Here is a 23,955-nt window from a genome sequence, read left to right as displayed (position 1 = left end):
TATTTCTACTAATTATTTTGACTTAAGCTGGTACCTGACTTGTCATCCAAGATAGTTCAAATATATAATAAAGATGAGGTATTGAATATGAAAAAATTTAAATTATTATGGCAAGTACTACGATATACGGGAACTGATAAAATTGTATCTGGATTCATAGTCTTCTACTTTATCGCAACATTCTTCATTATGATTAGTGAACCAACCATCACAAACTATGGGGATGCAATGTGGTTTTCCTTTGTTTCATTTACAACTGTTGGTTATGGTGAGTATCTTGCGACTACTCTAATTACTAGAATCATTACGGCATTTCTGATAATTTATGGAGTTATTGTTGTTGCGCTAATACCTGGTGTTCTTGTCAGTTATTTTACAGAAATTAAGTCAATGAAGGAAAATGATACGATCATTCAGTTTTTAAATAAATTAGAACGACTCCCTGAACTTACAAAAGAAGAACTGGAAACGATATCAACTAATGTTAAAAATAAAAGATATAAATTATAATTGCTCACTATTTTGATAGTGAGTTTTCTTTTGCATTAGAAAAGCCATGGGATATCCCCATGGCTTCATGTTTATTTACTTAAACCTGCAACGTATTCTTGAGCGAATTGTACAGCTTTAGTCAACGCATTAGAAGTCACTGTAGCACCTGTAGCAGCATCAACTTTTGTTACATCATCTTGTCCAGCAATTACGCTATTAATGAAATCTGAGCCTTCTGCAGTAAGCACAGCACCGATTTCAGCAGTTTCGTTTGCATCTCTTACTTTGATATCTGTAATTTTTGCATCCTTATCAAAAGTAATGTGTGTTTCAATTTCTCCACCATAACCTTGAGTTACTACTTCAACAACTGTTTTATCATCAGCTGTTGTATGAGTTACAACTCCTTCAAATATTTCACCATTGATAGCCATGTATACAGTTCTTGCGAAATCACCTACGAAAGTAATTGTAGCTCCTGTAATTGCATCTCTATCTTTGATATCTGTCGTTTGTTGGTTTTCTGTTTTAAACATTTCATATACTTCTTCAAGAGTCATCTTGTTATCTAAGATGTAGGCTACGATTGCATCAATTTGTTCACCATAGCTTCTTCCACCATTATATCCAGCAAAAGAAATACGTTTAGTTCCTTCAACAAATGAACCATCAGCGTTTAAACCATGTTTACTAATTAAGTCTTTAACTAATGTATCTTCTGTTAATGTTTCAATACCTGCTTCAGTAGCAACATATTGGAATGTAAGTAATGCTTTGTCCATAGGTACTTCAACAATTTGTTCAGGTGTTGATGTTGCATCATTCTTGAATGTTAACTCTTTGAATGTTGTTTCATCAGTTAGCTTATCAATTGAAGCTGATACCATAAATTGTGCACCTGCACCTTCTGCATAAGCAGTATCATAACCATAAGCAGTTAATGTTGTTAATTTGAAATTATCATCCACTTTTTCTATTGTTGCATCAGAGATATTCATTAAATATCCCATCAAATCTTTTTTAGAGTATTCCCCTTCAGTTCCTTTGTTACGAATAATATCAAAGTTTAACTTCGTGATAATACCATCTGTTGTTTCACCTTCAAATACAAATGTATCATTCTTAGGTTTACCTGATGAAGTTGTTCCTACCATTTCATATTCTGCAGAAAATGGTACTACCTCTCCAGTTGTTTTACCTTCTTCGTTTGGTGTTTCTTGAGCTGGTTTTGTTCCACATGCAGTTAACCCAAATACTAAGGCTAATGCTAGTGAAATCTTTGTTAAGTTTTTCGTCATCTTTTTACCTCCGTTTTTATCAAACTATTTGACAAATTCAAGCAAGATCATGATTTCATTCTTTTGCTTGAGTCACTATAATAACAAAATTTTCACAAGTTGACAAATAATAACTTACCTAACCTCCTATTAAGTGAAATAAATCGTAAAGATAACTCCTCTTGATGTATTATCAACTTTATAGCTAAACCCGTGTAAATCAAGGATATTCTTACAAATTGCGAGTCCTAGACCAGTACCTTTTGTATGTCCACTTTCAAATGCATTCCATAAGCTGTTTAATTTTTCACTTGGAATTTGTTGACCTTCATTCTCAATACTGAATTGTTCTTGATTCATTTTGATGTAAATCTTTCCATGATCATTAACATGTTGAATTGCATTACTAATCATATTCGTGAATACAGATTGAATTTGTTCCTCATCACAGCGAATCAAAGTGTCTTCAATTTCCATCACAATACTTGCTTGCTTATCTTCTAGTAAGCACTCAAATGGTTCAATTGTTTTAATGAGTAAAGATTCTACGTCTACATCTTTTAACTTAAGTTCTACTTTGTGTAATTCCAATTTAGATAATTCCAACATCGATTTAACTAATTTATTTATTTTTTGTGTTTCCTCATCAATGATCATCAAGTATTGTTTTCGCTTGTCTTCATCACTCGTATCTTCCATCAATTCACTATATCCATTAATAACCGCAATTGGCGTTTTCATTTCATGTGTAAAGTTTGCGACAAATTCTTTTCTTGTTGTTTCCAATAAACGAACTTGTTCAATTTCATTTTCTAAATTTGACATTGTACTTTCTAGTTTACTTGACATCTCATTGATACTATTTGCTAATGCACCAATCTCTGTGGTGTCTTTTATCTTCAATTTCTCACTAAAATCATGATTGGCAATTTTCTTTGCATTACTTTCAATTTTTTTAATTGGATTCACAATAATCTTTGTACAAATCCAAGTCAACAATCCCGCTAATAATAGCGCAACCACATATGCAAATGAATTATCTTCTAAGTATTGGATTGTCATTTCCTTTTGAATATTTGGATAATAAAGTAGCGCAACCATATACCCTTTTCGACTATTTTCATTGTCTGCATTTATTCCCATTGGCTCATCATAAAGAGGAAGGATTGCTGCAAAGTAATATTTATTATTAATTTCCATTGGTGTAAATCTAATTGAGTTCCTGAATTTTTCCATTTCTAGTTGAAAATTGTTCCTGCCTATTATCTCTTCAAGTGCATCATCAAAATCCTCTTGTTGATTAATTAATTGATATTGTACCCTTCTATAATATGAAAATGCATAAGTATATTCATCATCTAAGTAAGTAGCTAACATAAGACCTTCTATTAAGTTTGATTTATCTCCATCAAGAATTAATTTATTGTTAATCTTTAGATATGTTGGATTAATAAATTCTACTGTTCGATTTGAATTAACCAAAGTACCATCTCTTAATATCATATCCCCACGCCTTGTAACATCTCCAGCATATGTACCATAAACATCTCTAACTTTATCTTTGTCTTTGTAATAATAAGGTTGGGTAGTAATTGTTCCAGAAATATCTACAGATGCTTTACTTGATTCCCTTAATGCATCCACAATATCATGATTAATAGTTTCATCTATTGTACCTAAGTTAATAAAATACTCTTTCTCTTGACCATTAGATTCAGTCATTATTAAGTTAATATAATTCCCATATAAATCTGATTCATAAATAACATCAAAATCAAGATTAAGCATATAGAATTTTTGACGGAAACGATCATTGTATTGCACACTCTCATCAATAAAATCCTTAAAAGCATCATCATAAACACTACGTTTCTCTACCATAAGTTCATTGCTAGTAAGTGTTGCCTCTTGGATATTCCATAATAAATTCTGATTGGCATCAATAATTAAGAAATTATTAATATATCCCTTTATTCCTTGAAATGCTTGTACTGATAATACAATGACAAATGAAACAAGGAATAATATTGAAATTCTTACACTTAGTTTACTTTTCATGTTCATCACCTTCTATACTAAAGCGATATCCTGATTTTATAATCGTTTGGATGTAATACGAACATTCTTTTAAATTCTTTCTTAACATTTTGACATATGTATCCACAGCTCGTGCATCCCCATAGAAATCATATCCCCAGATCTTATCTAGAATTTGTTCTCGTGATAATAAAATCCCTTTGTTTTCAATAAAATACATAAGCAAGTTAAATTCTTTATTTGATAAACTTCTTTTCTCTTGATTGATTTCAATTTCATGTGTATCTGGATGTAGTATTATTTTACCTATTTGCAACGTTGGTTGTAACTTCTTATCTCTTTTAATAAGTGCCATGCATTTAGCATAGAGTAACGAAGGTTTAAAGGGTTTGGTGATATAATCATCCCCTCCTAATTCATATGCTTGTAGTTGATTTTCATCTTCAAATAGAGCACTAATGAAGATAATCGGTGTTTGTTTAATCTTTCTTAGTTTTTCACATACTTCATAGCCATTAAGATGTGGCATCATAACATCTAACAAAACCAAGTCAAAATCTTCATTAAACAATGAAATTGCTTCAAGACCATCACATGCTTCAATGATTTCTAGCCCCTTATTTGTGAAGTATTCTTTAATAAAATTACGAATTAATGTTTCATCTTCAACTAATAATATTCTAACCATAAGTTTCTCTCCTTAAACTTATTCTATGTTGTTCATGTGTAATCTCTATGTAAATCATAAACTATATTTAATCATCCTTAAAGTTTGAATGTTTGTTTTTATTGTCATAACAGCTATAATGAATATAGAGGTGAATTACAATGCTTAATAAACACTATGATAATTTATTTGATGTTGAATTGGATACAACCATCAAAAAAACAAAAACAATTGAACATCAAGTTCATACCGTATTTAACGATACGATTTTCTATGTGAAATCAGGTGGCATGGAAAGTGATCGAGGTTGGATCAACAATGAGGAATTAATTGATATCTATGTTGAAGATCAAGAAGTATGGCATGTGACGAGTAATCCTATTGAAAATCCAGTTCATATGCAAGTAGATTTCAATTATCGATTATTTAAATCACAAATTCATTCGGCACAACATTTAATGTGTACCATCATGAATACAGATTACCATGCGAAAACAATTATGTTTAAAACAGGTGAAATTGAAAGTGAAATTGAAATGGGTTTTGAATCATTAAATCGTGAAATTTTAAATGAAATAGAAAGAAAATGCAATCAACATATTCGTGAGGATGTACCTATCATAATCGCATATCCAACCAAAGAGGAAGCACTGAAGAATATTTGGGAAGATTATGGTGATGACTTTGATTGGGATACACAACTTCGTTCTGTTTCGATTCCAGGTATTGACTATGATTTGTGTGCATGTATCCATGTGCCCAGTCTACGCTTCATCCAAGGAATTAAGTTTTTAGGGTATGAGAAAACCACCCGTGGCTTTAAAATAAGTTTTGTTGCAGGCACTCAACTTTTTGATTATATTCAAAAACATTATGATGTTTTCCATGAGGCTAGTAAGTCACTTGCGATTGCACAATTAGAAATTAATGATAGTATCCAAAAGTTATTCCAAGAGAAAAAAGAATTAACATCCTCACTCAATGACTACAAACAAAAATACTTTGACTATCTTGCAAAGGATATCGCAAGTGATCCTTCTACGTATATCTTTAAAGAGTTCACAGATATGGATATTAAATCATTTCAACAATGTTGTTCAACAATTACAAATCATTATGAGAAAGGTATTATCTTTATCCTTAAGCTTGACGAAAAATGTCATGTTGTTGTATCCAAGAACAAAGCATTACCCCTTCTTGCTAATGAAGTATTTAAAGGTATCGCTACCACTTTTGAGTTAAAGGGTGGTGGAAATCCGGGTATATCACAAGGTGGTGGTATGTATAGCAATGAACTTGTGGAACATTGCAAACAACTTATTGTTAAAATGAATGAAGATTAATCATTTAACACAACAGGTTAAATCAAAAGGCATTACCTGATAAATGGTAATGCCTTTTACATGTGTTATTCTCCTTTTATCCAATTCATATTGAATTCAATTTCACCTGTGGTTTCTTCAATTCGTTCATCAATGATTTTAAAGTTCTCACGAAGATAGAACTGTATCGCTTGCTTATTCTTTTTATATACACTTAATGATAACATTGTCTTTTTATTCTTAACATAGTCCAATAATTGTTTTCCAATCCCTTTTGATTGATAGGATTGTGCAATAAAGATACCTGCAATATAATTATCCATTAATCCCACAAATCCCTTTATCACTTTATCTTCTTCATAAACATAAATTGTAGCTTTAGGCATCATTGCTTTTACAGGTTCATAGCTCTTTTGCCAATATTCATCATTAATAAAATCATGAGCTAGCCTATTTGTATCTAACCACAACTCCATAATTCTATCTATATCTTGGATTTTAAAATCTCGAATCATATCTTCTCCTATGATGCAAATAAATGCACTTATTTGATAATTAATGTTAACACACTTCAATACTTGTTGGTGAAAAGAAAAGCAGCAACAATGAAATAATTCACTATTACCGCTCTTGAAAACATTCTTAAACCTCGATATTTATTATCAAATTTGTCTTAACCTAATCTTGATCCATTAGGTACTGGGAATTCAGGAACTGCAAGTACTGGTTTAATACCATCTTGGTAACCAATATCAAATATCATTCCTTCTGAAACTTCACCACTAATTTTCTTAGGTCCCAAATTCACAATAAACACTGCTTGTTTACCAATAACCTCTCTAGGATCTTCACGTTCCATCTTAAATCCTACAAGAATATTACGAGTAAATTCTCCAAAATCTACTGTTAATTTTACCATTCGAGTAGAACGAGGAACATCTTCAACATCTAGAATTGTTCCCACACGTACATCTAATTTCTCAATATCTTCAATTGTAATGATAGGTTTTACTTCAGCCATTTTATTAGTCTCCTATTCTTTTCTCTATTTTATCACTAGAACTACTTTATTTCCATGGCAATATGCATTAAAATGGTTCTTATGCGAGGGTTTATGAAGAATAAAAATACATTGATTCCATTAATTCAGAATATCATCGTTAGCCTATTCTTTTTGAGTATAGGTATTTTATTTTTTATCAATTACGAAACTGTATGGATTGCTTTGTATATTCTTACTGTTATTGGTCTTACATTACTTGGTTTTTCACAATTATGGAGTTTTATAAAAGGTAGAAAAACCAAATCATTTATAGATTATTTACCGATGTTATCTAGTTTTGGATTCGCTATCTTTATCTTCATCTTTCCAGATAACTTCTTTCGCTTTATCCACGTGGTTATTGGTTGGTGGATCTTAATTAACGCAATCATTGGTTATATTAACTTCATTGTATATCGTAGAGACTCTTTAAAAGGAGCATCTTGGATTTTTATCAAAAGTACCATAGATACTGCTTTTGCATTAACTCTTATTCTATCTCCTCGTAGTCGTCTTTGGATATTATCAATATTCGCCGGTATTTACTTCATCTTTTATGGTTTTGTATCTACTGGGGAATCAATCAAAGATGTGTTGCCTGATAATACCAAAAATAAAGTAAGACGTCATTTAACAATCTCAGCACCCGTTTTAGTTGCTGCAATCATACCTCAGCATTTTTTCTTCAGTATTAAACAAATGGTAAAACAAAACATTATGGAACTTGATACTGATGCCTATAATGATGATCCCGCTGATTTAGAAGTATTTATTTACTTAAAAGAGAGTGGGCCTGAATCATTAGGACATGTTGATATTAGTTACAACAATCAGATTTATTCATATGGTTGTCATGACCCAGAAAATCGTGAACTCTTTGGTACATTAGGCGATGGAGTACTCATTGTATCTGATCGTAGTTCTTTTCTACAAAATGCAATTGATGGTGATGGCAAAACCATTATCGGATATAAAATTCAATTAATTGATTCCCAAAAAGTAATTATAGAAAAAAGATTAAAAGAATTATTTAGTAGAACTACTGAATGGAAATCAAAAGCACAAATCGCAATGGAACAAAATCTTGATGTTGATTCATGTATTGATTATGCCTCACGTGTTTATAAAAATTGTAAAGCCTCGATGTTTAAATTTACACAAGGTAAGTTTAAAACATACTTTGTGTTTAGTACTAATTGCGTTCTTCTTGCAGATTATCTTGTGCGTACCCCTGAACTTGATTTAATCAAAACAAGTGGTATTGTTACTCCTGGTAGTTATATCAGCTTCTTAAACCAAGAATTGGCACGAGAGAAAAGTATTGTTATTAATCGCACAATTTACCAAAAAAATAACTAGGAATAATACTCCTAGTTTTTATATTTCAATTTTTTCTTTGTTGATTAAGAATCTTTCTTCAAATTCATCTACTGGCATTGGTTTATAGTAAACAAACCCTTGAATATAATCACAATTCTTTTCAATTAGTTCTTTTGCATAACTTTCAGTTTCAATTCCTTCTGCTACTACTTCAATACCTAATTCATGCGCAATTTCAATGATATGCTTAATCATAATTTGCTCACGCATATTATATTGATTTTGAAACATGGAACGATCAATCTTTAAAACATGTAGTGGTGCATTACACAAAACACTATACGATGAATATCCACTACCAAAGTCATCCAAGGATACACGATAACCATCATTACGAATCTCTTCAACAACTGCTTGTATTTTATCCATTTGATCCATTATAATCTTCTCTATTAATTCAAGTTCAATACAATCTTTTTTGATTTCATATTTGTTATAGATATCATCAAATTCTTGTAAGAAGTAAGGATAATCAAAAGTACTCTTTGATAAATTAACAGAGATTGAAATATCTTGATGATATTGTTTATTCCACTTCTCTATTGTTTTACATGCTTCCTCAAAGATATAACAATCAATAAGATTTGTTTGTCCACATTCTTCAAATATAGGAAGATATTCATTGATTGGTAGTAATCCTAATTCTGGATCAAACCAGCGCATAAGTGCTTCAGCACTTTCTATAAGCCCTGTCTTCAAATTAACCTTCGGTTGTAAAAACATTTTTATATACCCATTCTCTAAAGCATCACCTAATTTCTTACGATACTCTTGAGCATTTAAACGATAGTCTACATAACTTGTACCATAGAATTCTACGTGAGATACTACATAATCTTTTTCCTTTGATTCACTACGACAGATATCTGCATAATATTGAGCAGTATAGAAATCTACAATCTTATCCTCAAGGATGTAGACACCAATTCCACAATATACTAGTTTTTTATATTGTTCATCCTTTAAATGATATGTACTATGTGCAATATCTACAATCCAAGGAAACAATGACATGTCATCACGATTACCTTCAGGCAACTTCAACAATAAATTGTAACTACCTTTTGATAAATGACAAACATATCCTGCATCACCAATGAACTCACAAAGCCCATCATAGATTGAACGTATCAATCCATCAATAAAATCTCGACCATAACGCATGTTGAGTCTACGAAACTGTTTAATTTTCAAACTAACGATGGCATACTCTTTTCTTTCATAATCAGGAATTAAATCATATTTTTCCTTTAGCCAATCTTCATTCTTCATTTCGTCCATAATGCACTCTCCCTTGGTAAAATCTAAAATTTTCTTACTGCGTCCTCAATTTTCTTTATATCACTATGATTTACATAAAGATAATGAAATTTTTTATTATATTTGAATGAAACACGAAAAACATTATTTTGATTTTCAATCATGATTTCTTTGATATTTTCTTTTTTGTATAACTTACCCATAATGACAATTCCATTAGAAGCAAATCCACTTCTAACCTTTAGATAACAAAGTCCTACAATGAAAACAACAGCACCTTGAATAACATAAAACAGTGTTCTTTCTTTAACAATTAAGAACAACGAAACACCGCAAAAGAGTAAAGTTATATATTTACCTGATCCTGCATCTGTTTGTATTGTTACGTTTTTGGAATTCTTAAGTAATCCCATCATCATTGCAATGACAAACAAGTCTAATGCATATAAAAGTAATTCTTGCATGATATCACCTACATTCATTTTACCTTAAGTTGACTTATTTTGAAACACTTGACTCAATAAACAAAGAAAAAGGCATTTCTGCCTTATTTAGTTTCAATAATTTTAATATCTTTTTCAAGAATATCTTTGATTAGTTGTTCATAGAAAGTACCTTTAAGTTTTTCTTGAGCCTTCGCTAATGTCTCTTTACATAAACGAGTTTCATTTTTAAAGTAATAACACTTAGCTGCGCGATAATAATAAATACCTGATGTAAAGTCTGTCTTTGCACTCTTCGCTAAGTCCAACATCTCATTCAAATATTTACCACTATGTCTTAAATTAATTTCATAAGTGTATTCTGTTTCTTTCATAACACCTTCATAGTTAGTTTTATTCTTAAATGATTCATAAAGTTCAAGCATACGATTATAAGCACGAGTTGCTTTCTCAACATCATTTAATTCAATATAGAATGCAACTTCTTTTTGACGAACATAGAATTCATCACCAGAACGAATTTTATAGGAATTAATATCATTAAATAATTCTTTTGTTTTTTCAATATCGCCTTTCATTAAATACGCATCAATCTTCATCATTGCATGCATTTTCTTGGGAAAGAACAGCTTGCTCATTGTGCTATTCAATTCATTCAAAAAAGCATCCGGATTGTTGTCTTGATATAACAAACCTGTAAGTTTAACAATTTGGTTACGAAATAAAATAAAGTATAGGAAATAACTTCCAAGTGAAATTGCACATAATACAAAAAATAACATCCAGTCCATAAGTAATCCTCCGTGCTAAATTATACCAATTAAAAGAGGAAATTTCCATTCCTCAATTTAAACTAATCATTTTCGTTCGATTCTATTGTAGAAACTACCTTATATCCTGCATCATTTAAGATTTTACCCATCACATGATGATCAACATTATTCGCACGAATAACAACATCTATGTGTTCTGGTTTGCGATAAACAGCAAGATTTGTGATATTTGCATTTTGTCCAAAGAAAAGTTCAGTTATGTTTGATAATATACCTGGATGATCTTCATTAATTTCCAATACATAACGTGCTCCGCCAGTATAATATCCTAGTAAATCCACAAACGCATCAAAGATATCATTTTGAGTAATGATACCGACTACATCATTCCCCTTAACTACAGGTAAGCATCCAATATCATTCTTTCTCATCTTTACCGCAGCTTCTTCAAGTAATGCATCTGGATCAATTGTTTGAACATCCTTAATCATAACGTCTTTTACTGTTGTTTTTGAGAGTAAATAATTAAGTTCATAAATAGAAAGGCTTGTTGCTTGGCTTGGTGAATTAGCTGTAATAGTTCCTTCTGTAACAAGTCCTACAAGCTTTCCTTCTGCAACAACTGGAATACGGTGAAAATCATTTTGAGCCATGATATCCAATGCTTTGCTTATTGCAGTATCTGCAGTAATACAATATGGATTTTGTGTCATCCTATCTTTCACATACATACGTTTATCCTCCTAGATATGCTTTTTTAATAGCTTCACTGCTTGCGAGTTCTTGACCAGTTCCAGTTAATACGATTTGTCCTGTTTCAAGTACATAAGCACGATCTGCTATACCTAATGCCATTTTAGCATTTTGTTCTACTAAAAGAACAGTAGTTCCTTGATTTTTTATATCTTCAATGATAGAAAAGATTTCACGAACTAATAAAGGTGCCAATCCCATACTTGGCTCATCTAGTAATAGAATCTTAGGTTTTGCCATTAAAGCTCTACCCATCGCAAGCATTTGTTGCTCACCACCTGATAATGTCCCTGCCAATTGTTTTCTTCTTTCTTTCAAACGAGGAAAACGACCATAGATCATTTCTAAGTCTTTGGTAATCCCATCTTTATCTTTACGTGTAAAAGCACCTAATTCTAAATTTTCTTCTACTGTTTGTTCCGCAAAAACGCGACGTCTTTCTGGAACTTGTGCTAACCCCAACATAACAATTTTATCGGCACCGATTTTTGTAATATCCTTATCTTCTAAGATAATCTTACCCGTAGTTGGTTTCAACAAACCAGATATCGCATGCAAAATTGTTGTTTTACCTGCACCATTCGCACCAATCAACGCTACAATTTCACCTTGATTAATTTCAAAAGATACATCTTTTATTGCTTCGATCACTCCGTATCGAACATTCAAATTTTCTATTTTTAACATACTATTCACCTAAATAAGCCTTAATAACTTGTTTGTTGTTTTGAATTTCATTAGGGGTTCCTGTCGCAAGTACAGTGCCATAATTAAGTACTGTAATCTTTTCACAAATACCCATTACTAACTTCATATCATGTTCTATTAAAAGAATTGAAATTTTAAATTGATCTCGTACACGGCGTATTGTTTCCATTAATTCTTTTGTCTCTTGTGGATTCATACCCGCTGCTGGCTCATCCAATAGTAGTAATTTTGGATTGGTTGCCAAAGCTCTCGCAATTTCCAACTCACGTTGTTTACCATAAGGTAAATTAGAAGCTTTGATATTTGCATAGGAATGCAATTTAAATACCTCTAATAATTTCATGGATTCTTTTTCAATGAATTCCTCATCATGATGGAATGCTGGTGTTCTAAATATTCCTTGAAACAAAGAATATCGAACTTGATTATGCATCCCTATTTTTACATTTTCTATAACGGATAAATCACTAAACAAACGAATGTTTTGGAAAGTACGTGCCACTCCTAACTTTGCGATAGCACTAGGAACTTTACGATTTAGTTTTACATCATTCAATTTAATCACACCATCAGTTGGAACATATACACCCGTTAATAAGTTGAAGATCGTTGTTTTACCTGCACCATTAGGTCCAATTAATCCATAAAGTTGGTTCTCTTCAATTTCCAAGTTGAAGTCATCAACAGCACGTAATCCACCGAAGTTAATACCTAAACCTTTTACTTCTAGTACTGTGCTCATTGTTGTGCCTCCTTCCTTATAAATTTACTTTTTATTTTTTGAATCGCTGCTTTGAATGCTGGTGAATTCTTTGCCAACATCATAATAATTAATACTAAGGCATAAATCATTGTTCTATAACTTGAAACACTTCTCAATAGTTCAGGAAGTATTGTAAGTACAATTGCCGAAACAATAGCACCTTTAATATTACCCATACCACCTAATACAACCATTACTAAGATTTCAATTGATTTATTAAATGTAAATGTTTTTGGTTCAATGATCCCCATATAATGAGCATATAAGCCTCCTGCAATTCCTGCAAAGAAGGCTGCAAATACAAAGGCTAAAATTTTATAGTAAGATGTATTGATACCACTAGCTTCAGCTGCTATTTCATCTTCACGTACCGATATAATAGCTCGCCCATGTCTTGATTTAATCAGCATTACAATGACCACAATGGTTGCGACTGCTAAGAAATAAGCCCAAGCAAAGTTAGAATAACGAGGAATACCTGAATAACCTTTTGCTCCACCTACAAACGATAGATTCAATAAGATTGTACGTATAACTTCACCAAATGCTAAAGTAATAATCGCTAAGTAATCCCCACGTAAACGTAATGTTGGAACACCTATGATTACACCAAAGACTAACGCTAATAATCCACCTACTAGTAGTGCTAACGGAAAACTAACAATACCTGGAAGTGACGCAAATACAACTTTTGTACAATAAGCAGATGCATATGCACCAATTGCCATAAATCCAGCGTGACCAAGTGTTAATTGCCCTAAGAATCCTGTTGTTAAGTTTAAACTAACTACAAGTATGATATTAATACATGTTGATAATAAAATTCCTGAATAATAACGATTTATAATACCTTGTTGTGTTAAAACGGTAATGATTGCGAATAAAGCAATAATCGCACCCAGTGTAGCAAGAATTAATAGTTTTTTATTTTCTTTTAATTTTTTCATCTTCTTATCCTACACTTTCTCTTTGCGATTCTTACCTAATAAACCTGCTGGTTTAAAGACAAGCACAACAATTAAAACTAAGAACACGATTGCATCTGTCATTTGAGATGAAATGTATGCTTTTGTTAAACTTTCAATTATCCCCAAAATAAAACCACCTAAAACAGCTCCAGGAATAATGCCAATACCACCAACAACGGCAGCTATGAATGCTTTAATTCCCAAAGTAGAACCCATGAATGGGTTAATAAGTGGATAAGATGAACTATATAAAATGCCTGCAACCGCAGCTAAAGCCGACCCAATCGCAAACGTGATGGATATTGTTCTATTAATATTGATACCCATTAATTGTGCAGCACCTTGATCTTCACTAACAGCACGCATAGCGCGTCCTGTCTTCGTTAATTTAACAAATCGATCTAAGATAATCATTAAAACAACGGACACAACAAAAGTTAGGTAATAATTCGCACTAATGGAGAATTCACCAAATGTTAATGCCGGTAATTGAATGATTGTTGGAAACGATTTTGGATTCGCAGTAAAAATCAATTGAAATAAGCTTTGCAAAAAGAAAGATATCCCAATTGCAGTAATCAATAAATAAATACGTGATGCACTACGTAATGGTTTATATGCTATTTTTTCAATACAGATTCCTAGCACTGCGCAAACAACAATCGAAACAGGAATAGACAACCAAATCGGCATCCCCATCATTGTTGTACACACAAAAACGGTATAAGAACCTACCATTATAATTTCACCATGCGCAAAGTTAATCAATTTCGCTATCCCATAAACCATTGTATATCCAAGCGCTACTAACGCATAAATACTTCCAATGTTTAACCCATTGATTAGTTGTAGTAAGAATTGAGATATATTCATTTTTGTACCCCCTTATAATTGAAAAGAAAAGAGAACCTTTCGGTTCTCCATTCTCACTTATTAACCTTATTCTGCAAAAGAAGTGTATTTACCATCTTTAATTGTAATATAGGCTAAGTCTTTGATTGGATCGCCATTTTCATCAAATTCTAAGTGACCTAATATTCCATCAAATGAAATATTATTTAAAGCATCAACGATAGCTTGAGGATCAGTAGACCCAGCTTCTTCTATTGCTTGAAGCATTAATTTAGCACAATCATATCCTAAGAAAGCAAATGCTGTTGCATCAACTCCATATTTAGCTTTATAAGCTTCTGCCCATGCAACGATAGCTTCATCATCTGGTGAGTAGTGATTACAGAATATTGCACCTTCTAATACAGTAGGATCATCACTAACGCTTAATACGCCATCCCAACCATCTCCACCGATGAATTGAGCTTCAATACCTAATGCTCTAGCTTGTTTAGTAATTAATGCGATATCTTTATAATAGTTTGGAATATAAAGTACATCTACATTTGATTCTTTAATTTTTGTTAATTGTGTATTAAAGTCAGTATCTCCTGTTGAATATCCTTCAACTGTAAGAACTTCTCCACCTTTTCCTTCAAATGCAGTTTTGAAGTTTTCCATTAAACCTTCTGAGTAATCAGCACCTGTGTCATAAATAACACCTGCAGTTTTTGCACCTAATGTATCAAATGCAAATTCACCCATCATTTTAGCTTGGTAAGGATCTGTGAAACATCCTCTAAATACGTTTGCTCCAGTTTCAGTAAATGCTAATGCAGTTGCTGATGGAGATAAAATTGGAGTACCTACACCTTGAGATGCAGTTCCAACTGCTGTTGATTCACCACTAAGTACAGCTCCTACGATTGCTGTAGCTTTATCGCTATCAACCAATTTATTATAAGCGTTTGTCGCTTCAGTACTATCACCTTTAGAATCATATGCTACCAGTTTAACAGTTTTCCCCAGCAGTGAATTTCCAGCTTCGTTAAATTCAGTAATTGCTAGATCTATTCCGTTCTTAACAGCATTTCCATAAACAGAAGTGTCACCTTCGTAAGGACCAATTGCACCAATTACGATTGCATCAGTATTTGCTCCTTCTCCTGCAGTACCTGCAGATTGGCCTGGTTCCGAGGAACACGCAGCCATCGAAGCTGCTAACCCAAGAACAAGACCGCTTTTGACTAGTTTTTTAAAATTCATAACTTTTCCCTCGATCTTTCTCTCTCCCTAAATGAGATGAACTAATTATATGAAATATATTTCACATTTTCAACACATTTATGAAATTATTTTCTTTTTTTATGAAAATTGTTACATTTTAACGTATTTATATACAAAATAACCTTTAAAAAGGCTTTATTCTTGAACTAATCTAAAAATGATATATAGTGATATTAAGGTGATCCTATGAAAATTATTATCTTGTTTATATGTTTATGTCTTGCTTCATCCATTGGTGGTTGTAAAAACAAGGATGAATCTAATTATAATCAATTATCAATTGCTAATCCTTATGACTCTGTTGAATCCGCTAATGACTTTAGTGACAATCTTGGAATAACACTCGATGCTCCATTTGGTGCTACCGATGTTTCTTACTTTATTCTTAATAAGAAAATTGCACAGGTTGATTTCGTATTAAATGATATTCATTTTACTTTTCGTGCAAGCAAAACAGTAAAAGACATGTTACATGGTGTTTATGAGCCCGTAAAAAAATACGAGCAATTCTTTATCGAAAATAATATTGAAGTGAACATCAATACAACAGATGATGGTACACAAACCGTTACTTGGTCAAATAACAATATTAATTATTCACTTACAATTGATGGATTATTAGATACCGATACAATATTAAGCTTTGTTCAAGCATCAATACAATAAGGGATTATATCCCTTTTCTTTTTGGCAAAGTGTTAATCACACCTATTTTAAGTTCTTGTTCTATAATGAAGATAGACCCATAATTAACTACCCGTCATTTACCACTTTTCGATTATTTATGGATCACTAAATAATGAAAGGAGACCAACTATGAACTTTACACTATTATCTACATTTTTTATTTTACTTGGCATTTTTTGTGCAATTATCATTACGATTGATTTACTTCTTCACCCTCAAGAAATGATGGTCATGAATTTTGTTTGGCCAATTAATGCATTGTGGGCTGGACCTCTTTGTGTTTGGGCATACTTTACTATCGGTAAACATCGTAAAATGAAAATGCCAATGGACATGAATGACAAAGACATGGATATGAAACAGATGGATATGCCAATGAACATGAACGACAAAGACATGGATATGAAACAGATGGATATGCCAATGAACATGAACGACAAAGACATGGATATGAAACAGATGGATATGCCCACGAAGAAAGAAAAGTATTCTAGCTATTGGCAAGGTATCATTGTCGATACGCTTCACTGTGGAGCTGGATGTACTCTTGCCGATTTAATTGGCCCTGTACTCTTCACTTTTATTCCATTTGCGTTATTTAATCAACTCACATATGGTGAATGGGTATTGGATTTTGTAATTGCATTGATTATTGGTGCTACATTTCAATATGCCGCTATTGCACCTATGAAGAAAGAAAAAGGATTCTCCGTTTGGATTCAAGCATTAAAGATTGATTTTCTATCTTTATCATCTTGGCAAATAGGAATGTATGGTTGGATGGCAATTGTGATATTCATTCTCTTTGGAAGATTATCCATCACTACACCAGAATTTTGGTTTATGATGCAAATCGCAATGTGTTTTGGATTTATCACTGCTTATCCAATGAATTGGTTCCTCGTATTAAAAGGAATCAAAACAGGTATGTAAAAGGAGCCTAGGCTCCTTTTTCTAATTCTTCAATAATTTGTATTGCATTGGTTGCTGCACCTTTACGTACTTGATCCCCAACACACCAAAGCGAAATTCCATTTTCAAACACTAAATCTTTTCTTAATCTTCCTACATATACTAAATCTTGATTACTCACTTCTAAAGGAGTTGGTTCATTTTGTAATACCACACCTTTTGCTTCTAGAAGTGATTTTTTTATTTCTTCAATTGAGACTTCTTCTTTGGTTAAGCAAGTGATTGAAATAGAATGCGATCTCATTACCGGTACACGAACACATGTACAATTCACTTTTAATTGATCATTATGCAATATCTTACGTCCTTCGTTTTGCATTTTCATTTCTTCTGACGTAAAACCGTTCTCATCATATCCACCAATTTTAGGTATACAATTATATGCAATTTGATGATCAAATATTTCTGGAATCACAACTTTACCATGACCTAGTTCTCTGATTTGCATGTTCAATTCTTGCATCCCTTTAACACCTGCTCCCGATACCGCTTGATATGTTGATGCGATAACTTTATCAATTGTTGAACAACGATTAATCCCATTGAGCGCAACCATTGTAATGATTGTTGAACAGTTAGGATTCGCAATAATACCTTGGTGTTTGAAACAATCTTCACGATTTACTTCAGGCACTACAAGTGGCACATTCTCATCCATCCTAAATGCACTACTATTATCAATATAAATAGCACCCGCTGCTACAACATCTTTTGATATTTCTTTTGATAAATCCGCTTCCAATGCACCTAGAATATAATCCAAACCATCAAAGTTTTTTTGAGCCATATTTTCAACCGCAATAACTTTACCATTGAACTCATATGTTTTTCCAACACTTCTTTCACTTGCGAACAAGCGCAATTCTTCGATTGGTAAATTTCTTTCTTGAAGACATAACATCATTTGTTGACCTACAGCACCTGTACAACCTAATATTCCTATTTTCATCCTTCACCTCTTAAGCAAATGTATCATATAATACAGTAATTGCTTTTTCAAAATCTTCATTTTCAACACCAACAATGATGTTGATTTCATCACTACCTTGGGCAATCATACGAATGTTAATTTCGTGTTCTCCAAGTGTTTTAAATAGTTGTCCTGATACCCCAACATGTTTTGCCATGTTTCTACCTACAATCGCTAGTAATGACAAGTTGCTTGTTACTTTAACACTGTCTGATTGTATGACTTGTTTTAATTCACTAACTACATCATATAATACGCGTTCAATATTTTTACTAGATACAACAATGGAAAAATTATCTATTCCACTTGGTACGTGTTCAACATTAATCTTATATTTTTCAAATACTTCTAATGCTTTTCTTAATAAACCAACTTCGTTTGAAGCATTATGTCGATATAAGGTAATAACCGTAAAATCTTTCTTCCCTGCAATACCTGTGATGATTCCCTTTGCTTCATCATGAAGTATAGATTCACAAATCATTGTACCTTTAAATTCAGGTTCATTGGTATTCAGTATTAAGATAGGAATATTCAAATCTTTAACTGGATAGATTGCATCCTCATGTAATACATTTGCACCCATATATGATAATTCTCTTAATTCACTGTATGTAATCTTTTCAATCTGCTTTGGATTCTTAATAATTCTTGGATCTGCCATTAAGATACCCGATACATCTGTCCAATTTTCATAAACTTCGGCATTTAGTACCCGCGCAAGAATGCTTCCTGTAATGTCTGATCCACCACGTTTCATCACATGAACTGTACCATCTGGATAAGCACCATAGAATCCTGGAACTACAATGTTACCATGTTGTTCCATTGCATCCTTAACTAACATTTCAGTTTTTTCAAAATCAATTGAACCATCATAATTAAATCGTATGATATCTTTTGCATCCACAAATTTATAACCCAAATAATCCGCAAGTAGAATTCCTGTTAGGTATTCACCTCTTGAAACTAAATAGTCAATTGAACAACGTTTAGTAAGTTCTAATTCTAATTCTTCAAGATCCACTGCAATGTTAGTCTTAAGTGATAATTCTTCTTGTATTTTTATGAAGCGATTTTGTACTGAAGTGAATAAATCCTTTGATGATACCGAGTATTGAAGATGGGCATGGATGAGATACAACATGTCTGTAACCTTATTGTCTCCTTTGTATCGTTTTCCTGATGCACTAGTGACAACTACTTTTCTTTCTGGATTACTTTTAATAATATCTCTCACTTTTTGAAATTGTTCGCTTGATGCGACTGATGAACCACCAAATTTAGATACAATCATTTATGCTTCCTCTTTTCTAATGCAGAAAACCGAATCATCTATTCTTCTTAATTCTTCAAGATATTCATTTCTTTGTTTTGGTGTCATTGGACTAGATATCGCTATCACACGATGATTTAATTGAATGACATCCATCTTTGTATTGTCGAAAATATTTTGATTACTACAAAAGATATATGTATTTTTACATAGTTCTAAATTCATTTGGAGTTGATGATTAAAATGCAATTCATTTTTTCTTGAGTCAAGTATATCCAATAAATCTTGAATCATTGCATTGGCTGTAGGTAGTTGCCCTGCACCTTGACCTACAAACTTTAATGATCCAATCGTATCACCTATTAATTCAACTACATTATTATTTTTATCTACTTGCGCAAAGAGATCATTCTTTTTAATCAATACCGGTTCAACACTTCCGTAGACTTGATGATCACGTATAAAAGATGAACCAATATATTTGATTGTATATCCTTCTTCTTCAAAATGAATTAAATCAATTCGTTTTATATGTCTTAAACTAACACAATCAAATTGTGTATATGGAATAATACCTCCATAAGCTAGTGAAGATGAAATCATAATCTTCCTTTGTACATCATATCCATCAATATCCGCTGATGGATCTTGTTCAGCATAACCCAATCGTTGGGCATCTTGTAGACATTCATCAAAATCAATTCTTTCTTTTTGCATACGATCAAGAATATAGTTTGTCGTACCATTAAGAATCCCCTTAACGCTTCGTATTGAATCAATTCGTTTTGCCTTAATGCAAGACTCAATCCAAGGAATTCCCCCTCCTACACTAGCTTCAAATCGAAATTGAACTTGATTTTTTATCGCAAGCTCTGCAAATTCTTCAAGATGAGTTGCAACTGTTGCTTTATTTGATGTAATGACATGAATCCCACGACTCAAAGCATCACATATTATTTCATAAGCAGGACTTTCACCCACAATCATCTCCAACAACACATCAATGTTATTTAATAAAACACTTGTATCTGTTGTGAATCGCTCATCTAGACAATCCGTTGTATCCTTTACACAAATATGTTCAATCTTTATATTGGGAAAAGATTCTTCAATTATCTTTACTACACCTTTACCTACAGTACCATATCCAAGAATTCCTATTTTCATCATACTTGTTCCTCTCAAAAATACACTTGTATTTCTATGGTGGACATTGTATCATAGGTTTATGAACAAAACAAGGAGTAAAAATATGATGGGTAACTACACAAGTACACGTAACAATAAGATAAAGACAACTTTCTCAAACGCTGTTCTTCAAGGTATTAGTGAAAATGGTGGATTATTCGTACCTATTAACTTGCATCCATTATCTCTGAAAGTATTATTAGAATTAAGTTATCAAGAAATGGCAATCGCTATTTTAAAGGCTTTTATTGATGATTTTGAAGAGGAAGAAATTGCGAATTGCGTTCGAAAAGCTTATTCTCATACTTTCTCTACTTCAAATGTTGTGGTTATCAACCCTTTAGCGGATGCGACCTTGCTCGAACTTTATCACGGTCCAACATCCGCCTTTAAAGATGTTGCTTTACAGTTGTTACCACAATTTATGCAAACCGCTAAACACAAACATCAAATTAAAGAAGATACCTACATCCTAACGGCTACATCAGGTGATACTGGTAAAGCTGCCCTAGAAGGATTTAAGAATATTGAAGGCATTCAAGTTATTTGCCTTTACCCCAATCAATTAGTGTCAAAGATACAAGAAAAACAAATGTTAACAACACAAGGTAAAAATACACAAGTATATGCAGTAAAAGGAAACTTTGATGATTGCCAACGCATGGTAAAAGAAGTATTCAATGATTCTTCTTTCAACAAGAAGTGTCTTGATCATAACATTCAATTAAGTAGTGCAAATAGTATTAATATTGGTCGCCTTTGTCCACAAGTGGTGTATTATTTCTATACCTATTGTCAACTTGTAAAAAACAAAACAATCCAGCTAGGTGATGAAATCAATTTCGTTGTTCCTACTGGTAACTTTGGCAATATTCTCGCAGGCTACTATGCAAAGAAACTTGGATTACCTATTCACCAACTAATTTGTGCATCTAATAAAAATGATGTATTAACTGATTTTATTCGTACAGGAACATACAATCGTAATCGTGAATTCCATAAAACCATATCACCATCAATGGATATCTTGGTAAGTAGTAATGTAGAGCGTTTCATTTATGAATGCTGTACTCAAGATTCTAATCGTGTCAAAGAATGCATGGATGACTTAACAAAAACAGGTTCATATTCTTTATTACCCGATGAATTGGAATTACTAAAGAAAGAATTCAAATCCTACACCGCTGATGATAAAATGACAAAACAAACGATTCACTCATGTTTTAATAAAACGAATCGAATCATTGATCCTCATACTGCCGTAGCTCTTAATTGTTACAAACAATACCAAGATGAAACACAGGATAAAACACATACAGTAATTTTAAGTACTGCTTCTTGTTATAAATTCCCGACTGATGTTGTACAAGCAATTTTAGGTATCACTTTATCAGAGGAAGAAGCTATTCTTTCGATCAAAAAGAATAGTAGTGAAGAAATACCTACGAATATCAATGCACTCATCACCATGGATGATATATACCCTAATATCATTAAACAAGATGAATTAAGAGATAAAATTTTAGAAAGGATGAAATAAACTATGCCAAAAGTCCTAGTTCCCGCTACCAGTGCAAACATTGGTCCAGGTTTTGATGTATTTGGGATTTGTTTCAACTACTTTAATACTTTTACCTACTCTAATTCATCAGAATTCAAATGCACTGGTTTCCCAGAACAATTTGATATTGATCATAATTTAGTTATTAAAAGTTACAAAACCATCTTTGCATTAGCCAATGAAGAACCCCAGCCAATTCATATTCACGCCGATTGTGACATTCCTATTGCCCGTGGATTGGGCTCTAGTTCATCCTGTATCGTTGCCGGTTGCATGATTGCTAATGAAGTATTAAATAACCCTTTTACTAAAGAAGAAATCGCTAAAATTGCTACAAATATTGAAGGACATCCCGATAATGTTGTTCCTTGCCTATATGGTGGTCTTGTTGCATCCAAATCAGATGACAATCATCTCTTTACCGTTTCCTATCCCGTTCATGAGAAAGTACGTTTCTTGCTACTCATCCCAGACTTTGAACTTGAAACGAGTAAAGCCCGCGAAATATTAAATGATCATGTACTTCGTGATGATGCAATCAAAAACATACAAAATGCATTACTTCTTTTGGAAGGATTTAAAACAGGTAACGAAGCTTTCATTCACGAAGGCATAAAAGATACACTTCATGTTCCTTATCGCATGACATTAATTGAAGATTATGCTATTCTAAATCATGTTGTTTATCATCAAGGAGCTGTTGGTTTTACAATCAGTGGAGCTGGTCCATCTTGTATTGCAATCTTTACAAATGATATCCCACTCGATGACATTCAACTTGAACTTGTGACTTGCACAAACCATTGGAAAGCAATAGAGCTATCCATCAACAACAAAGGAACATGGATTGAGGTATAAAAATGGAAAAATATTTAATCGTAAATTCAAAAGTATTACCTGACTACTTTGAGAAAGTTTTAGAAATACGTATGTTTATTGAAGCTAACCCAACCGTTGGCATTCGTGAAGCATGTAAAAATAATGGTATTTCTAGAAGTACATACTATAAATACAAAGATCATGTCTTTAACTTAAGCAACAACATGTTTGGTAGAAAAGCAGAATTGCATTTATTACTCAGCCATCAACATGGTGTTCTATCAGAAGTATTAAAAACAATTAGTGACAACGCATGTAGTATTCTTTCTATTAACCAATCAATTCCATTAAATGATATCGCTTCACTTGCACTACTCATTGATATTTCCAACATCACAACACAAATCGATGATTTAGTTAAATCATTAGCGAATGTTAAAGGTGTTATCAAATCAAAATTAATTTCACTTGAATAGTTT

25 protein-coding genes are annotated in these 23,955 nt (G+C 32.4%); 8 read left to right on the top strand and 17 right to left on the bottom strand.

Features of this window, described 5'->3' with window-relative positions:
* The first annotated feature begins 87 nt into the window (after window positions 1-87).
* Window positions 88-510, top strand: a complete 423-nt coding sequence (locus tag RR643_RS07400) for a potassium channel family protein (RefSeq protein ID WP_332482806.1) — start codon at window positions 88-90, stop codon at window positions 508-510.
* Between the two features lie 71 nt (window positions 511-581).
* On the opposite strand, the gene RR643_RS07395 is transcribed toward RR643_RS07400, so the two are convergent.
* The 3 genes from RR643_RS07395 to RR643_RS07385 form a co-directional block, all read right to left on the bottom strand.
* Window positions 582-1,790: an FMN-binding protein gene (locus tag RR643_RS07395; RefSeq protein ID WP_332468552.1), complete on the bottom strand. Its 1,209-nt coding sequence runs from the start codon at window positions 1,788-1,790 to the stop codon at window positions 582-584.
* A 129-nt stretch (window positions 1,791-1,919) separates the two neighbouring features.
* The gene (locus RR643_RS07390) at window positions 1,920-3,827 is read right to left on the bottom strand and encodes a sensor histidine kinase (RefSeq protein WP_332468551.1); all 1,908 of its coding nucleotides are present in this window, start codon (window positions 3,825-3,827) and stop codon (window positions 1,920-1,922) included.
* Entirely contained in the window at window positions 3,817-4,494 is a 678-nt protein-coding gene (locus RR643_RS07385) for a response regulator transcription factor (protein WP_332482805.1), read from the bottom strand. Before RR643_RS07385 ends, RR643_RS07390 begins: the two co-directional genes overlap by 11 nt.
* Window positions 4,495-4,634: 140 nt before the next feature.
* Between RR643_RS07385 and RR643_RS07380 the strand changes: the two genes are divergently transcribed.
* Window positions 4,635-5,816, top strand: a complete 1,182-nt coding sequence (locus tag RR643_RS07380) for an alanyl-tRNA editing protein (RefSeq protein WP_332482804.1) — start codon at window positions 4,635-4,637, stop codon at window positions 5,814-5,816.
* 65 nt (window positions 5,817-5,881) lie between these two features.
* On the opposite strand, the gene RR643_RS07375 is transcribed toward RR643_RS07380, so the two are convergent.
* Together RR643_RS07375 and RR643_RS07370 are read right to left on the bottom strand one after the other, a co-directional pair.
* Window positions 5,882-6,310 (bottom strand): N-acetyltransferase, encoded by a 429-nt coding sequence (locus tag RR643_RS07375; RefSeq protein WP_332482803.1) that lies wholly within the window; start codon window positions 6,308-6,310, stop codon window positions 5,882-5,884.
* Window positions 6,311-6,468: 158 nt separating this feature from the next.
* A complete protein-coding gene (locus RR643_RS07370) occupies window positions 6,469-6,816 on the bottom strand; it encodes a tRNA-binding protein (protein WP_332468547.1) in 348 nt (115 codons plus the stop codon).
* A 93-nt stretch (window positions 6,817-6,909) separates the two neighbouring features.
* Here RR643_RS07370 and RR643_RS07365 point away from each other — a divergent pair, with 93 nt between their 5' ends.
* The gene (locus RR643_RS07365; RefSeq protein ID WP_332482802.1) at window positions 6,910-8,196 is read left to right on the top strand and encodes a DUF308 domain-containing protein; all 1,287 of its coding nucleotides are present in this window, start codon (window positions 6,910-6,912) and stop codon (window positions 8,194-8,196) included.
* Between the two features lie 18 nt (window positions 8,197-8,214).
* Here the strand turns inward: RR643_RS07365 and RR643_RS07360 are convergent, their stop codons facing one another.
* From RR643_RS07360 to RR643_RS07320, 9 genes are all read right to left on the bottom strand, one after another.
* Complete coding sequence (locus RR643_RS07360) at window positions 8,215-9,498, bottom strand: EAL domain-containing protein (protein WP_332468545.1); 1,284 nt, start codon at window positions 9,496-9,498, stop codon at window positions 8,215-8,217.
* Between the two features lie 23 nt (window positions 9,499-9,521).
* Window positions 9,522-9,941: a hypothetical protein gene (locus RR643_RS07355; RefSeq protein ID WP_332468544.1), complete on the bottom strand. Its 420-nt coding sequence runs from the start codon at window positions 9,939-9,941 to the stop codon at window positions 9,522-9,524.
* 83 nt (window positions 9,942-10,024) lie between these two features.
* The gene (locus RR643_RS07350; RefSeq protein WP_332482801.1) at window positions 10,025-10,711 is read right to left on the bottom strand and encodes a hypothetical protein; all 687 of its coding nucleotides are present in this window, start codon (window positions 10,709-10,711) and stop codon (window positions 10,025-10,027) included.
* Between the two features lie 62 nt (window positions 10,712-10,773).
* The gene (locus tag RR643_RS07345) at window positions 10,774-11,424 is read right to left on the bottom strand and encodes a CBS and ACT domain-containing protein (RefSeq protein ID WP_332468542.1); all 651 of its coding nucleotides are present in this window, start codon (window positions 11,422-11,424) and stop codon (window positions 10,774-10,776) included.
* Between the two features lie 4 nt (window positions 11,425-11,428).
* Window positions 11,429-12,133 carry an ABC transporter ATP-binding protein gene (locus RR643_RS07340; protein ID WP_332482800.1) on the bottom strand — a complete coding sequence of 235 codons (705 nt, stop codon included), beginning with the start codon at window positions 12,131-12,133 and terminating at the stop codon, window positions 11,429-11,431.
* 1 nt (window position 12,134) lies between these two features.
* Window positions 12,135-12,896 carry an ABC transporter ATP-binding protein gene (locus tag RR643_RS07335; RefSeq protein ID WP_332468540.1) on the bottom strand — a complete coding sequence of 254 codons (762 nt, stop codon included), beginning with the start codon at window positions 12,894-12,896 and terminating at the stop codon, window positions 12,135-12,137.
* Window positions 12,893-13,864, bottom strand: coding sequence for a branched-chain amino acid ABC transporter permease (locus RR643_RS07330; RefSeq protein WP_332482799.1), 972 nt, complete (start codon window positions 13,862-13,864; stop codon window positions 12,893-12,895). Before RR643_RS07330 ends, RR643_RS07335 begins: the two co-directional genes overlap by 4 nt.
* Before the next feature lie 9 nt (window positions 13,865-13,873).
* The gene (locus tag RR643_RS07325) at window positions 13,874-14,752 is read right to left on the bottom strand and encodes a branched-chain amino acid ABC transporter permease (protein ID WP_332468598.1); all 879 of its coding nucleotides are present in this window, start codon (window positions 14,750-14,752) and stop codon (window positions 13,874-13,876) included.
* Window positions 14,753-14,824: 72 nt separating this feature from the next.
* Window positions 14,825-15,982 (bottom strand): ABC transporter substrate-binding protein, encoded by a 1,158-nt coding sequence (locus RR643_RS07320; RefSeq protein WP_332468538.1) that lies wholly within the window; start codon window positions 15,980-15,982, stop codon window positions 14,825-14,827.
* Between the two features lie 207 nt (window positions 15,983-16,189).
* Here RR643_RS07320 and RR643_RS07315 point away from each other — a divergent pair, with 207 nt between their 5' ends.
* A complete protein-coding gene (locus RR643_RS07315; protein WP_332482798.1) occupies window positions 16,190-16,669 on the top strand; it encodes a hypothetical protein in 480 nt (159 codons plus the stop codon).
* 150 nt (window positions 16,670-16,819) lie between these two features.
* Window positions 16,820-17,623: a DUF4396 domain-containing protein gene (locus RR643_RS07310; RefSeq protein WP_332482797.1), complete on the top strand. Its 804-nt coding sequence runs from the start codon at window positions 16,820-16,822 to the stop codon at window positions 17,621-17,623.
* Between the two features lie 7 nt (window positions 17,624-17,630).
* On the opposite strand, the gene RR643_RS07305 is transcribed toward RR643_RS07310, so the two are convergent.
* The 3 genes from RR643_RS07305 to RR643_RS07295 are packed head-to-tail and all read right to left on the bottom strand — an operon-like array spanning window position 17,631 to window position 21,078.
* Window positions 17,631-18,611, bottom strand: a complete 981-nt coding sequence (locus tag RR643_RS07305; protein ID WP_332482796.1) for an aspartate-semialdehyde dehydrogenase — start codon at window positions 18,609-18,611, stop codon at window positions 17,631-17,633.
* Window positions 18,612-18,621: 10 nt separating this feature from the next.
* Window positions 18,622-19,929, bottom strand: a complete 1,308-nt coding sequence (locus RR643_RS07300; protein ID WP_332468534.1) for an aspartate kinase — start codon at window positions 19,927-19,929, stop codon at window positions 18,622-18,624.
* Window positions 19,930-21,078: a homoserine dehydrogenase gene (locus tag RR643_RS07295; RefSeq protein WP_332482795.1), complete on the bottom strand. Its 1,149-nt coding sequence runs from the start codon at window positions 21,076-21,078 to the stop codon at window positions 19,930-19,932.
* Window positions 21,079-21,160: 82 nt separating this feature from the next.
* On the opposite strand from RR643_RS07295, the gene thrC reads away from it, so the two are divergent.
* From thrC to RR643_RS07280, 3 genes are read left to right on the top strand one after another with little or no spacing between them, the layout of a single operon-like run.
* Complete coding sequence (thrC, locus tag RR643_RS07290) at window positions 21,161-22,636, top strand: threonine synthase (protein WP_332482794.1); 1,476 nt, start codon at window positions 21,161-21,163, stop codon at window positions 22,634-22,636.
* A gap of 3 nt (window positions 22,637-22,639) precedes the next feature.
* Window positions 22,640-23,515 (top strand): homoserine kinase, encoded by an 876-nt coding sequence (gene thrB, locus RR643_RS07285; protein ID WP_332468531.1) that lies wholly within the window; start codon window positions 22,640-22,642, stop codon window positions 23,513-23,515.
* A 2-nt stretch (window positions 23,516-23,517) separates the two neighbouring features.
* On the top strand, window positions 23,518-23,952 hold the full coding sequence (locus RR643_RS07280) for an ACT domain-containing protein (RefSeq protein ID WP_332468530.1): 435 nt from the start codon (window positions 23,518-23,520) through the stop codon (window positions 23,950-23,952).
* Window positions 23,953-23,955: the final 3 nt, after the last annotated feature.

This window comes from Anaerorhabdus sp., assembly GCF_036637135.1.
GTDB lineage: Bacteria > Bacillota_I > Bacilli_A > Erysipelotrichales > Erysipelotrichaceae > Anaerorhabdus.
The sequence above is the reverse complement of the archived record's forward strand: the minus strand, read 5'-3'. Positions and strand labels throughout refer to the sequence as shown.

Bases quoted from the DNA above. Each gene is read 5' to 3' on its own strand.
- RR643_RS07400 (WP_332482806.1), top strand. From the start codon at position 88: ATGAAAAAATTTAAATTATTATGGCAAGTACTACGATATACGGGAACT.
- RR643_RS07320 (WP_332468538.1), bottom strand. From the start codon at position 15,982: ATGAATTTTAAAAAACTAGTCAAAAGCGGTCTTGTTCTTGGGTTAGCA.
- RR643_RS07310 (WP_332482797.1), top strand. From the start codon at position 16,820: ATGAACTTTACACTATTATCTACATTTTTTATTTTACTTGGCATTTTT.
- RR643_RS07345 (WP_332468542.1), bottom strand. From the start codon at position 11,424: ATGTATGTGAAAGATAGGATGACACAAAATCCATATTGTATTACTGCA.
- RR643_RS07330 (WP_332482799.1), bottom strand. From the start codon at position 13,864: ATGAAAAAATTAAAAGAAAATAAAAAACTATTAATTCTTGCTACACTG.
- RR643_RS07390 (WP_332468551.1), bottom strand. From the start codon at position 3,827: ATGAAAAGTAAACTAAGTGTAAGAATTTCAATATTATTCCTTGTTTCA.
- RR643_RS07385 (WP_332482805.1), bottom strand. From the start codon at position 4,494: ATGGTTAGAATATTATTAGTTGAAGATGAAACATTAATTCGTAATTTT.
- RR643_RS07280 (WP_332468530.1), top strand. From the start codon at position 23,518: ATGGAAAAATATTTAATCGTAAATTCAAAAGTATTACCTGACTACTTT.
- RR643_RS07365 (WP_332482802.1), top strand. From the start codon at position 6,910: ATGAAGAATAAAAATACATTGATTCCATTAATTCAGAATATCATCGTT.
- RR643_RS07340 (WP_332482800.1), bottom strand. From the start codon at position 12,133: ATGTTAAAAATAGAAAATTTGAATGTTCGATACGGAGTGATCGAAGCA.
- RR643_RS07350 (WP_332482801.1), bottom strand. From the start codon at position 10,711: ATGGACTGGATGTTATTTTTTGTATTATGTGCAATTTCACTTGGAAGT.
- RR643_RS07360 (WP_332468545.1), bottom strand. From the start codon at position 9,498: ATGGACGAAATGAAGAATGAAGATTGGCTAAAGGAAAAATATGATTTA.
- thrC (WP_332482794.1), top strand. From the start codon at position 21,161: ATGATGGGTAACTACACAAGTACACGTAACAATAAGATAAAGACAACT.
- thrB (WP_332468531.1), top strand. From the start codon at position 22,640: ATGCCAAAAGTCCTAGTTCCCGCTACCAGTGCAAACATTGGTCCAGGT.
- RR643_RS07380 (WP_332482804.1), top strand. From the start codon at position 4,635: ATGCTTAATAAACACTATGATAATTTATTTGATGTTGAATTGGATACA.
- RR643_RS07300 (WP_332468534.1), bottom strand. From the start codon at position 19,929: ATGATTGTATCTAAATTTGGTGGTTCATCAGTCGCATCAAGCGAACAA.
- RR643_RS07335 (WP_332468540.1), bottom strand. From the start codon at position 12,896: ATGAGCACAGTACTAGAAGTAAAAGGTTTAGGTATTAACTTCGGTGGA.
- RR643_RS07375 (WP_332482803.1), bottom strand. From the start codon at position 6,310: ATGATTCGAGATTTTAAAATCCAAGATATAGATAGAATTATGGAGTTG.
- RR643_RS07305 (WP_332482796.1), bottom strand. From the start codon at position 18,611: ATGAAAATAGGAATATTAGGTTGTACAGGTGCTGTAGGTCAACAAATG.
- RR643_RS07315 (WP_332482798.1), top strand. From the start codon at position 16,190: ATGAAAATTATTATCTTGTTTATATGTTTATGTCTTGCTTCATCCATT.
- RR643_RS07295 (WP_332482795.1), bottom strand. From the start codon at position 21,078: ATGATGAAAATAGGAATTCTTGGATATGGTACTGTAGGTAAAGGTGTA.
- RR643_RS07355 (WP_332468544.1), bottom strand. From the start codon at position 9,941: ATGCAAGAATTACTTTTATATGCATTAGACTTGTTTGTCATTGCAATG.
- RR643_RS07395 (WP_332468552.1), bottom strand. From the start codon at position 1,790: ATGACGAAAAACTTAACAAAGATTTCACTAGCATTAGCCTTAGTATTT.
- RR643_RS07370 (WP_332468547.1), bottom strand. From the start codon at position 6,816: ATGGCTGAAGTAAAACCTATCATTACAATTGAAGATATTGAGAAATTA.